Source organism: Bartonella sp. CL25QHWL (assembly GCF_042195335.1).
Classification (GTDB): Bacteria; Pseudomonadota; Alphaproteobacteria; order Rhizobiales; family Rhizobiaceae; genus Bartonella.
The window spans coordinates 35315-50861 of sequence record NZ_JBHIOE010000003.1 but is presented as its reverse complement, the minus strand read 5'-3'; the positions used below and the strand labels follow the sequence as shown (position 1 = coordinate 50861).

13 protein-coding genes and 4 tRNA genes are annotated in these 15547 nt (G+C 35.3%); 7 read left to right on the top strand and 10 right to left on the bottom strand.

The window, feature by feature from the left end:
- Positions 1–73 precede the first annotated feature (73 nt).
- Both purN and purM read right to left on the bottom strand, forming a co-directional pair.
- Positions 74–685 carry a phosphoribosylglycinamide formyltransferase gene (gene purN / locus ACFILY_RS02660; RefSeq protein ID WP_375613082.1) on the bottom strand — a complete coding sequence of 204 codons (612 nt, stop codon included), beginning with the start codon at positions 683–685 and terminating at the stop codon, positions 74–76.
- Complete coding sequence (gene purM, locus ACFILY_RS02655) at positions 682–1791, bottom strand: phosphoribosylformylglycinamidine cyclo-ligase (RefSeq protein WP_273791171.1); 1110 nt, start codon at positions 1789–1791, stop codon at positions 682–684. The genes purN and purM overlap by 4 nt, the downstream gene beginning before the upstream one ends.
- Before the next feature lie 158 nt (positions 1792–1949).
- On the opposite strand from purM, the gene ACFILY_RS02650 reads away from it, so the two are divergent.
- From ACFILY_RS02650 to ACFILY_RS02630, 5 genes are all read left to right on the top strand, one after another.
- The gene (locus ACFILY_RS02650; protein ID WP_273791170.1) at positions 1950–3161 is read left to right on the top strand and encodes an AI-2E family transporter; all 1212 of its coding nucleotides are present in this window, start codon (positions 1950–1952) and stop codon (positions 3159–3161) included.
- Positions 3158–3847 (top strand): DnaA regulatory inactivator HdaA, encoded by a 690-nt coding sequence (gene hdaA / locus ACFILY_RS02645; protein WP_375631259.1) that lies wholly within the window; start codon positions 3158–3160, stop codon positions 3845–3847. Before ACFILY_RS02650 ends, hdaA begins: the two co-directional genes overlap by 4 nt.
- 710 nt (positions 3848–4557) lie before the next feature.
- Positions 4558–4634 (top strand) — tRNA-Pro (locus ACFILY_RS02640).
- Positions 4635–4723: 89 nt separating this feature from the next.
- On the top strand, positions 4724–5029 hold the full coding sequence (locus ACFILY_RS02635; protein ID WP_273791168.1) for an ETC complex I subunit: 306 nt from the start codon (positions 4724–4726) through the stop codon (positions 5027–5029).
- Between the two features lie 39 nt (positions 5030–5068).
- A tRNA-Arg gene (locus ACFILY_RS02630) sits at positions 5069–5145 on the top strand.
- 1858 nt (positions 5146–7003) lie between these two features.
- Here ACFILY_RS02630 and ACFILY_RS02625 read toward each other — a convergent pair.
- The 3 genes from ACFILY_RS02625 to ACFILY_RS02615 all read right to left on the bottom strand — a co-directional run bounded on the left by ACFILY_RS02625 (position 7004) and on the right by ACFILY_RS02615 (position 9296).
- Positions 7004–7078: transfer RNA gene (locus ACFILY_RS02625), tRNA-Val, on the bottom strand.
- 96 nt (positions 7079–7174) lie between these two features.
- The gene (cpdR, locus tag ACFILY_RS02620; RefSeq protein WP_005773448.1) at positions 7175–7537 is read right to left on the bottom strand and encodes a cell cycle two-component system response regulator CpdR; all 363 of its coding nucleotides are present in this window, start codon (positions 7535–7537) and stop codon (positions 7175–7177) included.
- 841 nt (positions 7538–8378) lie between these two features.
- Complete coding sequence (locus ACFILY_RS02615; RefSeq protein ID WP_375629406.1) at positions 8379–9296, bottom strand: alpha/beta hydrolase; 918 nt, start codon at positions 9294–9296, stop codon at positions 8379–8381.
- A 258-nt stretch (positions 9297–9554) separates the two neighbouring features.
- Here ACFILY_RS02615 and ACFILY_RS02610 point away from each other — a divergent pair, with 258 nt between their 5' ends.
- Positions 9555–10022 carry an Hsp20 family protein gene (locus ACFILY_RS02610; protein WP_273791398.1) on the top strand — a complete coding sequence of 156 codons (468 nt, stop codon included), beginning with the start codon at positions 9555–9557 and terminating at the stop codon, positions 10020–10022.
- 252 nt (positions 10023–10274) lie between these two features.
- Here ACFILY_RS02610 and ACFILY_RS02605 read toward each other — a convergent pair.
- A tRNA-Pro gene (locus ACFILY_RS02605) sits at positions 10275–10351 on the bottom strand.
- 603 nt (positions 10352–10954) lie between these two features.
- On the opposite strand from ACFILY_RS02605, the gene ACFILY_RS02600 reads away from it, so the two are divergent.
- Entirely contained in the window at positions 10955–11320 is a 366-nt protein-coding gene (locus ACFILY_RS02600; protein WP_273791397.1) for an iron-sulfur cluster assembly accessory protein, read from the top strand.
- Positions 11321–11390: 70 nt separating this feature from the next.
- Here the strand turns inward: ACFILY_RS02600 and mazG are convergent, their stop codons facing one another.
- Genes mazG through ACFILY_RS02580 form a run of 4 tightly spaced genes read right to left on the bottom strand, consistent with a single transcriptional unit; the run spans position 11391 to position 15537 of the window.
- On the bottom strand, positions 11391–12206 hold the full coding sequence (mazG, locus tag ACFILY_RS02595; RefSeq protein ID WP_375637474.1) for a nucleoside triphosphate pyrophosphohydrolase: 816 nt from the start codon (positions 12204–12206) through the stop codon (positions 11391–11393).
- A 33-nt stretch (positions 12207–12239) separates the two neighbouring features.
- A complete protein-coding gene (locus ACFILY_RS02590; RefSeq protein ID WP_273791402.1) occupies positions 12240–13169 on the bottom strand; it encodes a lipid A biosynthesis lauroyl acyltransferase in 930 nt (309 codons plus the stop codon).
- Between the two features lie 6 nt (positions 13170–13175).
- Positions 13176–14204 carry a zinc-binding dehydrogenase gene (locus ACFILY_RS02585; protein ID WP_375637475.1) on the bottom strand — a complete coding sequence of 343 codons (1029 nt, stop codon included), beginning with the start codon at positions 14202–14204 and terminating at the stop codon, positions 13176–13178.
- A gap of 58 nt (positions 14205–14262) precedes the next feature.
- Positions 14263–15537, bottom strand: coding sequence for a beta-ketoacyl-ACP synthase (locus tag ACFILY_RS02580; protein WP_375637476.1), 1275 nt, complete (start codon positions 15535–15537; stop codon positions 14263–14265).
- Positions 15538–15547: the final 10 nt, after the last annotated feature.

Sequence of the window (15547 nt, the reverse complement as noted above, 5' to 3'; positions counted from 1 at the left end):
TTCAATTGTAGATACTGAGCAAAAACTATGTGTAAAGCATTGAAATATGCTGATTAATAGATTGTTGATACACTCAAAAAGATAAAAGCTGTTGTTGCGTATCGACCATTTTGCTCTTCCCTTCAATAAATGCTTTTAAGGCTTCGGGATAGAGTTTATGCTCTGCTTTAAGAACTCTTTGTGCTAAGCACTCAGCAGTATCATGGGGATAGACTGGAACGGCTGCTTGGGCAAGGATTTTTCCTGCATCCATGTCTTCTGTAACAAGGTGAACAGTGCAACCCGTGATTTTTACACCTGCTTGTAAAGCTTTTTCATGTGTGTTTAAGCCTTTAAATGAAGGCAAAAGAGAAGGATGAATGTTTAAAATTCGTCCTTCATAAAGTTTTACAAAACGTGGTGAGATAAGGCGCATATACCCTGCAAAGCAGAGAAAATCTGGTTTATATTGATTTAAAATTGTAAAAATATTTTCTTCATGCTCTTCTTTTGTTTTGTAAATTTTACGATCAACAATATGAATAGGTAAGTTATGGTTTTGCGCTTTTTCAATACCGTTGGCACGCGGATTATCGCAAATAACCGCAACGATTTCAGCAGGATATGCCGTTTGTTGACTAGCTTGAGCAAGGGCGACCATATTGGATCCATTACCAGAAATGAAAACGACGATTTGTTTTTTCATAAATGCAGTACCCCTTTATAAAGTATTCCTTTATTTTGATCTTGGCATTTTGTTAAAATGCCAAGGGGAGTTACAGTCTCTCCTTTTCTTTCAAGAGCTTGTGTAATTGTTTCAGCTGCATGCTGTGCTACGATAATGATCATGCCAATACCACAATTAAATGTTCTTAACATTTCTGTTTCTTCTATTTTACCTTGTTTGGCAATCCATGAAAATACTGCTGGAACATTGATGTTAGAAAGATTAACTTCAGCGCAGAGAGAGGATGGAAGGACACGTGGAATATTTTCAGGAAAACCTCCACCCGTAATATGAGCAAGAGCTTTAATCCCTTCATATTTTCTCATGATGGGAAGAAGCGATTTTACATAAATGCGTGTTGGTGTAAGAAGTGCTATACCAAGGCTGCTTTCGGGGGAAAAAGGGGCAGGGTCATTCCATTTGAGATAATTTTGCTGGATGATTCGTCGAACAAGCGAAAAGCCATTGGAATGAATTCCAGAGGCGCTTAGACCTAATATAATATCACCTTCTGTCAAATCTTTTGAAGGGAGTAACTTGCTACGTTCGCATGCTCCAACAGCAAAACCAGCTAGATCATAATCTCCCTCTGCATACATTCCTGGCATTTCTGCAGTTTCTCCTCCAATAAGAGCAGCACCGGCTTGTTTACATCCTTCTGCAATACCGGAAACAATCGCAGCTCCTTGTTCAGGGTCAAGCTTTCCAGTTGCAAAATAATCCAGAAAAAAGAGAGGTTCAGCCCCTTGTACGAGTAAATCATTGACACACATAGCTACAAGATCAATACCTACAGTGTTATGGTGACCTACTTCAATGGCAATTTTTAATTTTGTTCCCACACCATCATTGGCTGCTACTAGGATAGGATCCGTAAAGCCTGCTGCTTTTAAATCAAAAAGTCCACCAAAACCGCCAATTTCTGCATCTGTTCCGGCTCGTTTTGTTGCGCGTATAAAGGGTTTAATTTTTTCTACCATGGCATTACCCATATCGATGTTTACACCGGCTTTTGCGTAGGTAAGACCAGCTTTGGATTTATCCCCAGCCTTGGATTTATTATTTGTAAGATCTTGATTGCTCATTGGAGCCTTCCTTTAATGGAAAATCAGGTTTTGATATTATGCAATGCCATGATAGAGTTCTCTCTGCAAGAGATATTGATAAGAAAATAAGCAACTTTTCTTGTACCTTATTTTGAAGTTGTTTATAATTTTTTGTGAAGAATTTTTTAGGATATTTTATGAGCAAGATATCAGATAATCACGGACAGTCCTCTTGGCAGCTTATGAGAAAGAAAGTGAGTGAGAATACATCTCGTGATCGTTATAAGACTTATGTGCCAGCGTATACTCAATTACCTTTGCCGAATAATATGAAAAGGCAAATCTTTTTTTGGCTTGGTACGCTGATTTTTTTCATTTTTTTTATGTTTGTTTTTGGATCAATTTTGCTTCCTTTTGTGGCAGGGATTGTGTTGGCTTATTTTCTCAATCCCATTGTTCAATTACTTGAAAAATTTGGTATTCGTCGTGTGTTTGGGACTGTCCTTATCACCCTATTTATTGTTATTACCTTTGTTGCTGCTTTAATTATTTTGATTCCTGTTATTAGTTGGCAAATACAGCAATTTATGAGTGATGGTTTACCTGTTTACATTAATCGTATTCAAACCTTTTTTGTTGAGCATGATTTTGATTGGTTAAGGCGCTATTTTGGAAGTGATCCAAATGAATTACGGAATAATATTAAAGGATTTTTGGGAGAAGGTTCGGATTTTATTACGTCTCTTTTGAATTCACTTTTAAAGTCAGGAAAATCAATCGTTAATATCGTTAGCCTATTTGTTGTGGCACCTGTGGTGGCATTTTATATGTTATTAGATTGGCCACGTATGGTAACAGCAATCGATTCGTTAATACCGCGTGATCATCTTGAAACTGTTCGTAGTATTTTTCATGAAATGGATAGAGCTATTGCAGGCTTTGTTCGTGGACAAGGAACAGTTTGTCTCATATTGGGAGGCTATTATGCTATTGGTTTAACGATTGCAGGACTCAATTTTAGTCTTTTGATTGGTATGTTTATTGGTCTTATTAGCTTTGTTCCTTATATCGGCACAATGAGTGGTTTGGTCCTTTCTGTTGGTATTGCATGGGTCCAGTTTTATCCCAATAATTGGGGGGGAATCATCGTTGTGATGGCACTTTTTTTAATTGGTCAGTTTATTGAAGGTTATATCCTTCAACCCAAGCTTGTAGGTTCATCAGTGGGATTACATCCCGTATGGTTGATGTTTTCACTTTTTGCTTTTTCTTCACTCTTTGGTTTTACTGGTATGCTTGTTGCTATTCCTGCGGCCGCGGCTGTTGGCGTTTTAGTTCGTTTTGCTCTTCATACTTATCTGAGTTCTCAGATGTATTCGAGAAGCGGAAATTCGGAGCCGCTAAAATGAATGGGCGTGAAACGCAATTATCTTTAAATTTTCCCTATGATCCGATTTTTCAATTTGAGGATTTAGTGGTAACGGAAAGCAATCGTATGGCTTTTCAGCTTATTGATCACTGGCCCAATTGGAGCTTACCTATTGCAGTTTTGGTTGGTAAAGAAGGCTCTGGAAAAACGCACTTTTCTAATATATGGCTCCAAAAAGCAGATGCTTTCAGGATTCAGCACAATGAAATTGATCAGGCTATTACTATGGCTTCTTTAGGCAGATCATTTTTAATAGAGGATATTGATGTAGGTGAAATCAATGAGACAGAACTTTTTCATTTAATTAACAGTATTAAGCAAGCAAATCTTGATGCACGACAAGCTACTTTATTGATGACGGCACGAACACTTCCTTCCGCTTGGAATTTAATGTTAAATGATCTAAAAAGTCGTCTTAATTCGGTAATGTTCGTTGAAATTAATCAGCCTGATGATGCATTGTTAACAGCTGTTGCATTTAAGCTTTTTTCAGATAGGCAACTTATTGTACATCCAGATACGGTTTATTATCTTGTAAGTCGTTGTGAACGTTCTTTATTTTCATTGAAGCGTGTTATTGATTCTGTTGATCAGTTGGCATTACAAAGAAAAAGAAAAATAACACGTTCTGTTATTGCTGAAGTTTTGAATAGAAGAAATCCGTAAATACTCCTTATCATGGCTTACTTATTCTGTCCTTCTACTATCGTTTCAATACGTGGAAAGACAAGTCATTTAAATTTTCTCCTTTTTGGATATCTATATAAAAGTAAAAAATAATATTTTTTACTTTTATCATGTGTTTATTTTAAATAGCTTTGAGATTTTATTGTATGATGTTGAATTCTTTCCATCTTCGCATTTGAAAATTTTTCTAAAAAGAGCGCTTTATTTTATTTATAATAAAATCTTTGTGCTTTGAAAAAATGTTTGTTGTTTATGGATTTGGATTGTAGAAGATTCTAGAATTTTTAATAAAAGCGTCTTTGGGAAGATAGAAAAAGAGAGGAAAAAGCTTAATACAGCTTAATTTTTTGGCTTATGTGCTCTTTGGGAAAGTTTTTCTATGATATTTAAGTCGTTTTTTTCTAAAATTGTATCTGTGGAATGCGTTTTGATACAGTGAGAGCTTGCTTAAAACAGGACAAGAATTATGAAGTCCTTATAGAGAAATTCATTCTTTTTTAATATAGATTGGATTTTCTACGGAGGTTATTTTCTACTACTTGTTAATAAATCTGTTATTGAATAGGGAAAAAGATTTAAAAATGTGCTTTTTTGTAAAGAAATGCAACAAAATTAAAAAAAAGTGTGTTTTTCTCTTGCACTTCTGTTGTGAAAATTTTAGGAAATGTGCATCAAGTAAATGTAAATGGCGGAGCGTAGCGCAGCCTGGTAGCGCACCTGATTTGGGATCAGGGGGTCGTAGGTTCGAATCCTATCGCTCCGACCATATTTGATTGAGTGTGTGAGAATGACCCAATTGGGTACGTGTGGTGAGAAACTATCATTCAAGCGTTGTGTAATCTGAAGGAAAAAGGCATGATCGCACGTATTTATAGTCCTGCTAAGACAGCTATGCAGTCAGGTAAGGGGAATACAGGTTTTTGGATTCTAGAGTATGAGCCGGTGAAAGCGAAAATGCTTGAACCTCTTATGGGGTACACGGCAACGTCTGATATGAATAATCAGGTAAGAATCCGATTTAATAGGAAGGAAGAAGCGATTGCTTTTGCGCGTAAGAATGCTATCTCTTACCGTGTAGAAAAGAAACATACGTCGATTCGACGTGCTATTTCTTATTCTGATAATTTTCGCAGTGATCGGCAGCATTCTTGGACACATTGAATTAAAGATGCTATTTTGAATTGAGAAAATAATCAGTTGGGTCCCGTAGCTCAGCTGGATAGAGCAACGGCCTTCTAAGCCGTGGGTCACAGGTTCGAATCCTGTCGGGATCACCATGTTTAAATGATATTAATAGGCTATAAAAAGTTAGAGAGTTTTCCTTTTATTCTATTAGCTTATTTTTCTGTAAACTCCCGAACCTTTTTGATGTTTTTTGGTTGATTTTGTTGATAAACGTTTTCTGTTGACTGTTTTAGTATAAAATGATGCTGTTTTCTCTTTTTTCAGTAAAAATTGCTTTTGATTGCTGAAACTTTAGCATTGCATATTCTTGCCGCGTGTTGCTACTATATCACATGCTTTAGGAAACAGATTGCAAAAACTCTTTTTTACGAGCTTCTTTTCATCTTTCTGAAAATGAATATTTTATTTCTTAGATTAGATTTAAGCATTGCGGCTAATGCTGGTGAAATTGCCAAAAAACATCTATTGTGATTTTTTTTATTTTTTATGAATAATATTATTACGTTTTTCAGCATGATCTTTGGTAAGATCGATTTTGATTAGATACAAGGCATGATGGATTCGATTTAGAACTGTTTATGATGAGAATTTACAGACGGCACAAGAGGTAGGGAATATCTTCTTGTCTTGGAAGCTGTGATTCATAACGAATTACTTCTTTATGGTTTTTTCGTATAAAAAGTTGTTATATGTGCCGTCCAGATAAGATATTGTTTTTTTCAATGAGAGACACTTGCGGACAATTTGATTTAACATGATTGTCACTGTTTCTCAGGTAGGGTTATAGGTTGCATCAATGTTTAGGTTTTCTTAGTCTTATAGGTTTAAGAATGTATACTGTGTATTTATATGAATGAAGATAGATTGTATCTTAGAGTTAAATTTTTAGATTTCATATTTACATTTTCAAATGTTTTTTCTTATTTCTTTATAGTTTGTACATCATGTTAGAAGTATTTTAATATTGGATAACAATCACATTAAAATGTTATACAGATGAGATCTGAAGATCTAAACTCACACGGTTCAAGGTGATCATTATTTCAATAAGAATATAGTGTGAGGAGAATGCCATTTTACAGGCTTTGTTTTAAGAGATATCTCTTAAAGCTCACTTTACGCTGGCGCTCGTGAATGGTACAATGATAAATCCATTGAGCTCCATCATCTTTACACTTATGAAGAAATAAGCTGACGCTATCATATACTTTTCCTATTTGTCAGCCTCCGATGTTGCAATAGATTTTAGCACTTGAGGCATTTATCGGCATTTTTGTGCTTTTTTATACAATTTTTACTTAATACTAATTCCTCTTATGACGTGTAAGAGAGACGGTTTTGTTTGATTCAATATAAATAGGTTTGAAATGAGAAAACATTACGATATTCGGATTTCTCATTGAACATGGCAAACAATAAAACATGATTATAAATCAATGTATTTTTAGAATGAAAAAATTTGCTTTTATCGTGTTTTTTTACTCTTTTTGATATTTTATTATAATTTGTAATTGGTAAACTCAAAATACAGCTCTAAGGTTAAGTGTTTTATATCTATCGAAGTGACTGTGGTTATATCTAACTGTTTGGACAACAAGTGTATACCAATAGACATGAAAGAATTAAGAAAAACAGGGGATAGATCAGGAAATAAACAATATTTTTTAGAACAGAAGCCTATGCTTGTCGCAAAAGTTTTACAATCAAGACTTCTGATCCGTTGAGGCGTGAAGCTGTTGGCATGTTTTTTAGAACTTTAGAGGATTTTTCACAAGAGGATTTAGAAGCATTCAAAACATTATTAGAGATGATTAGCGAAGCGCAAAGAAAAGAAAATGCTACTGTTGTAGAAAAATGTTAGAAAATCCTATTCCCTTAACTTTATTAAGGTATCCCTCATAGCAAAAAACACTTGGAAAACCAATAAGTTATTGTTGATATAAAATGCAATGGTGGGCGTGACAGGGATTGAACCTGTGACCCCTACGATGTCAACGTAGTGCTCTCCCGCTGAGCTACACGCCCATTCATTGATGTTGCATACACCATATAGAATGCCAAACGTCAATGCCTAATTTCATTTTCTCTTTCAACAGATGCAAATAACTTTAAAAATACTTTTTAAGCAGCGATAAGGATCTTTTCAACTTCATTGACGAGTTCACGTAAGTGAAATGGCTTAGAGAGAACCTTTGCATCAGGAGGGGCATCACTATTTGAATTGAGTGCTACTGCTGCAAAACCTGTAATGAACATTACTCGTAAATCAGGGTCAATCTCAGTAGCACGTCGTGCAAGTTCGATTCCGTCCATCTCTGGCATCACAATATCAGTCAGGAGAAGGGAAAATGGCTCTTCTTGTAAACGTTCATATGCGCTAATACCATTATCGAAATCGGCGACTTCGTAGCCTGCACGTTCTAAGGCTTTTACGAGAAAGCGACGCATATCGTTATCATCTTCTGCGAGCAGGATTCGTTTCATGATTATGTTCCAATGGCTCCATTTGTCAGAGTTTTGCCGCATCAATTATACAATATAGAGTATTTAGAAAAAAGATGGTAAAATGCTCATAATTGAAATGAATGGCAAAATGGTTAATTCTTACATTCTTATTCAGAATACAGCATATTCGTTGTGAGTTGGTTAAATTCGAAATATATGTGATTTTGAAAAAAGAAGGGGGGCTCTAAAACTTCTAAGATGATTCATTGCTATCTTTTCTTTTAAATTTGCTGATTATTATCAGAATTCCATTAAAAAACTTATGAAAACCATTATTGTAGGGACTTCCTATATCGAGAAATTAAAAGAATATTATGTTAATTTATTGTTTTTAAAAAGTTCTCCTAAGAAATAGAAATTTTATAGTTATTTGTTTTTATAGAGATTTGTAATAAATATTATAAATGCGCTTTATTTCCAGTTTTTTTCCTTAAATAGATGAAAAATATTATTTTTCTAGATATAATATTAAATGAGTATTTTATAACAAATCAAAAATAGTATTTTGATGCTTTATTTATAAATATGTATCATGTTATATTAAGATAGATTTATTATTTTTATTTATATAAGTAGTTTTTTATTAAGTTATTTTTTATGATAAAAATAATATTGTTTAATGTAATGATATACTTTGTATATTAGTTTTTTTATTAGAATGCGTGGTGAATATTTAGGTCATGGCTTGTCTGTAGAGGCTAGAAAACGAATCATATGAGTGGTTGGAAAGTAAAATCCATTATATTAAAAAGTGTTTGTAGATCCAATGCTCGTAGAAAATTTCTTTTTTGATAGGGCGGAGCAGAATTAAGGTTTAGTGTTATTTTACAGATACATTATCGGGAATAAATGCATCAAATGCAGCCCAAAATTGCTTTTTATAATCTTCGTTAACCATAATTGTATCCAGTTCAGCGCCTGTAATAGTAATACTTTCTGTCAGACGTGTGTGTTGGCATAATTGCTGCACTTCAATGTTGTTTGCAATATTATTTTGATTGGCAAGAATAAAGAGTGTTGGGATTCGTAAATCTCCATGAAGTACATTTCTCTTCACAGAATCAATCGCATTAAATACTGATGCTATCCATTGGGATGTTGGGGGCTTAATGGAAGAGAGCGGCACTTTATGTATGTGTCCCAATTGTATATTTTTTTGTTTTGTTTTGTTTAATTTTTTACCATCTTTCGCTGGTATAAAGCCAAGACCTATATCAGAAAGAAATTGTGTTAATTTATGTTGAAAACCATTTGTTTTATTGCCGAATGGAGCAAAAAGGGGAGAAACACAGAGCAATCTATTAAACTGATGATTAATGAGATCTAATCCGCTAAGTGCTATCAATCCACCTATGCCGTAGGCAAGCATAGAGTAAGGTGGCGGACAATTAGGATAAACAATATTTTTAAGAAATTTATATAAGTCATTAATATCGTTATTTATATCAAAATAATGATGTCTGTTTTGTTTTCTTATCTTGAGGGATGTTTTTTCTTGATCAAACCAGTCAAATATTGCTGTATGAAAACCGCGTTTAGAAATTTCATTTATTAATAAAAAATATTTTTCTAAAGCATTTGCGTAGCTTTTGAGAATAACAATTGTTCCCTTAGATTTTTCCACCTCAGGATATGTTATAGCAAAACGAATTTCATGATCTATTGCTATTTTAAGAGTACCATGATGGACATTAAGAGGAGTGGCCCCCCAGTCTATGGGATAAAGAGGTGTTTCCAATTGAAATCCTTTACAGTGTATTTGCTGCTTAGTGCTTTGACATTTATGTAATGAAGAAAAAGGATTTAAAAAGGGGTATATTGCTTTTTAGATAGTTTTTATCAATTTAGGTCCCAAAGAGTTGAAATAAAGAAAAACGATTACTAGATAATATAGTGCGGTTGCCATGACGGGGCCGCAGGTTCACAAGTAAGTTTGCCATGTGGGAACTTTGTGAATTAGTTATAAATTATAGTCGCTCTAGAGGAGGGCAATATTATGCGTCAAGTAGATTTTTCACCATTTTATCGTTCCACAGTAGGTTTTGATCATCTTTTTAACTGGTTTGATTCTAGAACACAACCAGACGAAGTTTCTTCTTATCCCCCTTATAATATCGAGCGTTTAACTGAAGATTCTTATAGAATTTCTATGGCTGTTGCTGGTTTTTCTCAAGATGAAATTGATATTGAAACGCATTGTAACCAGCTGATCGTTAAGGGAGACAGAAAGTCTAAAAATGATGATGAAGAGCGAGAATTCCTTTATCGAGGTATTGCTTCGCGTGCTTTTGAACGGCGTTTTCATTTAGCTGATCATGTTAAGGTTATTGGGGCAGAACTTGGAGATGGACTTCTTCATATTCAGCTTAAAAGGGAAATGCCAGCTGAATTAAAACCTAAAAAGATAACCGTACAGATGTCACCATCCATTACAAAAAATGATAACAGCGACATTATCGTGTAAAGAAAATTTAGAAAATATGAGATCGAATAATTATAAATTTTTCTGAAGAATAAAAAACGCGAGACAAAAGGTCTCGCGTTTCGTATGTGTTTTCCTAAGAACGAAGCGCATTTAAATAAAACAGCTTATCTCGAATTTATGATAAAATATCATTGCACATTATTCTATGTTGAAGAAAAATTTCATGTGTGTGCAATTGAAATGCATAATAATTCACTTTTTAAGTAAGCTTATTTTATAGCATTTTAAAAATGGTCGGAGCGGCGGGATTTGAACCCACGACCCCTTGACCCCCAGTCAAGTGCGCTACCAAGCTGCGCTACGCTCCGAGTTTGTGTAAAACGATTAAATGACTGTTTCTTTAAAGGCAAGAGAAAAAATAAACAGAATAATCTAAAATGCTCTTGCACTTAGAGCTTTTGAAAGTAAAAATTTTGGACATCAATATTTTGTTGTTAATTCAAGATAAATAACGAATTTGTAAAATTCTTTGTGATCATTAAATTTTTAGCACTATAGTTAATAGATGTATGCATTTAATTACTTTTGAGATTGTGAGGGGGTAAGATTGGTGACTTTAGGGGTATGAATTGGAGCAAATGAGTGCGGAAGGTATATTTTTTTCTTACCTAATCGTTACTTTTCTAAAAAGATAAAGATTTTCAAAAGAAGAGGAGTGAATGTATGGTTTTGAAAAGTTTTCGTTTTTTTAGAGTTTTTATAGATGAGGTATTTTGCATTTTATGTGGACAAAAAATTGTAAGTTCTGGATTATATAATCACAAATCTCATTTTACGGGTATGTATTTTTATCCAAATAAACAAGGTCAGAATGCTTTAATTTATGTTTTGTTTTTTTTCTGAAATATCAGATAAAATATTATAGAGGAAAAACTTTCAAAGTGTCTATTGAACTAAGAAAAGAGTAAACTATGAGCCGTTTTTCGGTAATAAATTTGACGCAAGCAGCAGTGGATCGTGTTAAAGCAATTATGGATGCAAAAGATGCACAGGGTATTCTTGTTGGTATCAAAAAAGGTGGTTGTGCAGGGATGGAGTATACAATTACTCTTGTCAAAGAAAAGGGGATAGATGCGGATGTTGTTGAAGTGAATGGTGCCCGTGTTTTTGTAGCACATGATGCGGTATTATTTTTATTAGGGACGCAGATGGATTATGAAGTGACAACGCTGCGGTCTGGTTTTATCTTTAAAAATCCTAATCAAGTTTCAGCATGCGGGTGTGGAGAATCGGTGGAACTTCGTCCTGCTACGCAGGATCAATATAAAACAAATTGAGCTGAGCTAAATTATAATTTAGTAATTTTAGAGGGTATTGTTCTTTTAGGTAGAAGAAATCTACTATTTTTTATTGTTCATTTTTAGCTTGCTTCCAAAGTGCTTCCATTTCATTCAAGGATGCGTCAGTGAGTGTTTTAGATTGAGTGGATAGCTTTTCTTCAATATAGGCGAAACGATTTCGAAATTTTATATTCGTTTTTTTTAATGCTTTTTGTGAATCAATCGCTAAGTGGCGCGCGAGGTTAAGGAGTATAAAGTAGAGATCTCCAAACTCTGCTTCTATCTCTGAGTTTTGTTTATTTTTGATGGCTTCTTTGAGCTCTTCGAGTTCTTCTTCTATTTTTTCAAAAACTTTATCACTTTTTTGCCAATCAAAACCTACTTTAGCTGCTGCTTCTTGTAAAGCAAGTGCCTCTTGGTTTGCTGGCTGGATTTGTTTTACTTTTGCGAGTATGCTTGTGGAGGAATTGTTGTTTTTTTCTTCGCACATTCTTTTTTGTTCAACCTGTTCTCTTTTTTTTATATATTCCCACTCCTCTTTTATAAATCCTCGTTTTTTTTGCTCGGCATTTCCAAAAACATGAGGATGGCGTCGAATCATTTTTTCCGTGATTGCATAAACAACATCTTCAAAAGTAAAGCTGCCTTCTTCTTGTGCTATGGTAGCATGATAGACAACTTGTAAAAGAAGATCCCCAAGTTCTTCACAGAGATCCTTTCGATTCTTTCGTTCAATGGCATCGATGACTTCGTAAACTTCTTCGAGCATATAGGGTATGAGGGATTCAAAAGTTTGTTTTTTATGCCAGATACAACCATTATCAGAGTTTCGTAATGCAGTGATAATTGCTGTGAGATCTTTGATATCTTTTGAGGCTAACATTTTGCACTTCCTTTGTAAGCAATAGAGCTTATGTTAGATGTCCCAACGCCTATGTAACCACATCCATTGTCCAGGATATTCACGGACCCAAGATTCAACAATATCATTTAATTTTTGCGTAGAAGCAGCTATATCGATATCATTTTTTTCATCACGTGGAAGTTCTACATGTTCATATAACTCTAAACGATGACGTCCACTAGGCAAACGAATACAACGTGCTGGATAAATATCACAGTCATATTGTCGAGCAAGTTTTATAATTAAGGGGTTTGTTTTAAGAGGTCTGTTAAAAAATGTTCCCATGATACCGCGGCGAAATTTTTGATCAACGAGCATACCAACATTTTCACCTTCTTCTAATTTGGCTGCTAATGCCCATGCTGCTCCGGCCTTGGAGGGAACAAGGTGTCCCATAGAAGTTTGTCGTGCTTTAAGGATTCGTTTGGCAACATAGGGATTATTGGGTGGTCTAAATAATACCGTAACATTAAGATCAAAACTTTGTGCACAAATAGGCAGAAGTTCAAAATTTCCAGTATGTGCGGTGAAAAAAATATGTGGTTTTTTTTCATTTTTTAATCGCTCAAATATTTCAATACCTTTAACCTCAATGAAACCTGGCTCGTCTGCATGAGGATCAAAATCAAAAATTTTATCAAGAAAAATATATTCGGCTAGGAAACGTCCTATATTTTCCCACATTTCTATTGCAATCGCACGGAGTTCTTGCTCTGTTTTTTCTGGATATGCACTCCTAAGGTTTGCAAGTGTGATTTGATGACGATGTACAAGGGGACCAATTTTTTTTGCTAACCAAGCAAAAAAAGAAATTCCCATTTTGGCTGGAAAACATTTTAGAATAAATAAAGAACCAAAGAGCAGATATGCCCATAACAAGTAGGATATTTTTTTAGCTATAATTTTAATACGATATATGAGATTTTTAAGAGAAAGCTTCATCATGATTTAATCGATTTTAAGGATAATTTTACCAAAAACATCACGGCTCTCCATTCGTTTTAAAGCTGTATCAATTTCATCCAGCCCAACAATTGTATCAATGACAGGGTGTACGGCTTTTTGTGCCATTTTTTGCATGGCATTTTTCATATTTTCCATACGGCAGCCAAATGAACCGAATATCTTAAGCTGTTGCTGGAATAATTGCATGAGATTTATTGGTGCTGAAACACCAGAGGTAGAACCGCAAGTCACTAAACGTGCTCCTTTTTTCATACATAACAGAGAACCGTTCCATGTATCTACACCAACATGCTCAAAAACAACGTCAACACCTTTTTTTTGGGTTAATTTACGCACTACACCTTCAAAACGATCTTTACGATAATTAATCACATGATCTGCCCCAAGAGAGTGTGCTTTTGCAATTTTTTCATCTGAACCTACAGTTGTGATAACTGTACAGCCCATGTGTTTTGCAAGTTGAATGGCTGCAGAACCAATACCTGAGCCACCAGCCTGTATCAGGATTGTTTCTCCTGCTTGTAGTTTTGCGTTATCGAAAAGCATATGTTCTACGGTACCAAAAGTAATTGGAGCAACTGCTGCTTGCAATTCATCACATTGGGGTGGTGATGGAACTAATAAACGTGCTGGCAAATTGACAAGCTCACACGCAAATCCATCAAGGTGAAAACCGTAGACTCCCTTTACCTGACTGCAAAGATTATCCCGTCCTTCATGACAAGCTTGGCATACTCCGCAGGTTTGTGCACCATAAATTGAGACAATCTGTCCAAGTTGGAGATGTTCAACGCCATCTCCTATTTGTATAACCTCACCAGAGGCTTCTGCACCAATGATGAGTGGCATTTTTCTTTTCGCAAAAGCCATGCCACGCCATCCCCATACATCAATATGATTAAGAGCAACGGCTTTTATCCGCACAGTTACTTCACCTATACTAGGTGAAGATGGCGGGGAAATATTGGTGATTTCAAGCCGACGATCATCGAAGAGTTGCAGTGCACGCATTATCATCCCCCTTAAATATATTATTAGGTTAGCGTTATAAAATTTTATTATTAAAGGATTATCCTTTATATGCAGTGATAACAAGACTCATATTTTGACCACCAAATCCAAATGAGTTTGACAAAACCGCATTGACACAGGCCTTACGGCTATGATGAGGAACAACATCTAAAGGGATCGCAGGGTCAGGATTATCATAATTTATTGTCGGTGGAAGTATCCCCGATTGAATGGTTAAAAGCGAAAAAACCGCTTCTATTGCACCAGCAGCAGTTAATGTATGCCCAATCATTGATTTATTAGAAGAGACTGGAATATGCTTTAAAAGATCACCGAATACTGTTGATAATGCAAGATATTCCATTTTCTCATTTTCAGGTGTTGAAGTTCCGTGGGCATTAATATAGTCAATTTCATTGATGGTTATTTTTGCATCGTCTAAAGCTTTGCGAACGGATTCAATTGCTGGTGATGCATCGGGTTTTGAACGTGTACGGTGAAAGTCATCGGCGGTTTCTCCACAGCCAGCTAAAATTCCTAAAACTGTAGCATTACGGTTTAATGCGCTTTGAAGAGATTCAAGAACAAGAGCGCCTGAGCCTTCTGCCATAACAAAACCATCTCGATCACGGCTAAAGGGTTTTGCTGCTTTTTCTGGAGGCTCATTCTGAGTTGAAAGAGCAGATAGTAACGAAAAACGGATGAGAGATTCTGCTGAAACTGATCCATCTGTCGCAATTATGAGAGCTCGATTTGTTTCTCCCCGTCTAATAGACTCAACACCTAATTGAATTGCTGTTGCACCAGATGCACAGGCAGTGGAAAGTGTAACAGGAAGTCCTTTTGTGCCAAATGTTTTTTGAAGTTTTTCTGCAATTGCACCAAATTGTGTGGCTTCAAAAAGCGTCTCATGGAGTTTATCCTTACAGACTTTAAGAAGATGTGCATAAGAAGGCTCATTATTGAATTCTTCCTCTTGATCAAGACTAAAACGTGCTTTCCATTCAAGTTCAACAGGAGGAGCAGCTAGAAAGAGTGGTCCATTAAATTTTTTTTTATCAATAGCAGCTTCTTCTAAAGCTTCTTCAGCAGAAAGATGTGCAAGCTTCTCAGAGAGAGCTGAAGCACCAAGTGTACTTTCTTTAAGAAAATCAATTGTTCCAGCAATATATGTATTTAATCCCTCAACGGGAAAACGTGTTATTTTGTGGATACCACTTACACCACTTGTTAATTTTTGCCAATTTTCATGTTTCCCTTGTCCCAGTGATGTGACAATGCCTGCACCAGTTATTGCTACAAGTGGACGCCCAAAATGATCATGATATTTCACTATAGAAATT

What these genes read in the sequence shown, in the direction of transcription:
- purN (WP_375613082.1), bottom strand. Translation starts at nt 685, where the DNA reads ATGAAAAAACAAATCGTCGTTTTCATTTCTGGTAATGGATCCAATATG.
- purM (WP_273791171.1), bottom strand. Translation starts at nt 1,791, where the DNA reads ATGAGCAATCAAGATCTTACAAATAATAAATCCAAGGCTGGGGATAAA.
- ACFILY_RS02650 (WP_273791170.1), top strand. Translation starts at nt 1,950, where the DNA reads ATGAGCAAGATATCAGATAATCACGGACAGTCCTCTTGGCAGCTTATG.
- hdaA (WP_375631259.1), top strand. Translation starts at nt 3,158, where the DNA reads ATGAATGGGCGTGAAACGCAATTATCTTTAAATTTTCCCTATGATCCG.
- ACFILY_RS02635 (WP_273791168.1), top strand. Translation starts at nt 4,724, where the DNA reads ATGATCGCACGTATTTATAGTCCTGCTAAGACAGCTATGCAGTCAGGT.
- cpdR (WP_005773448.1), bottom strand. Translation starts at nt 7,537, where the DNA reads ATGAAACGAATCCTGCTCGCAGAAGATGATAACGATATGCGTCGCTTT.
- ACFILY_RS02610 (WP_273791398.1), top strand. Translation starts at nt 9,555, where the DNA reads ATGCGTCAAGTAGATTTTTCACCATTTTATCGTTCCACAGTAGGTTTT.
- ACFILY_RS02600 (WP_273791397.1), top strand. Translation starts at nt 10,955, where the DNA reads ATGAGCCGTTTTTCGGTAATAAATTTGACGCAAGCAGCAGTGGATCGT.
- mazG (WP_375637474.1), bottom strand. Translation starts at nt 12,206, where the DNA reads ATGTTAGCCTCAAAAGATATCAAAGATCTCACAGCAATTATCACTGCA.
- ACFILY_RS02590 (WP_273791402.1), bottom strand. Translation starts at nt 13,169, where the DNA reads ATGAAGCTTTCTCTTAAAAATCTCATATATCGTATTAAAATTATAGCT.
- ACFILY_RS02585 (WP_375637475.1), bottom strand. Translation starts at nt 14,204, where the DNA reads ATGCGTGCACTGCAACTCTTCGATGATCGTCGGCTTGAAATCACCAAT.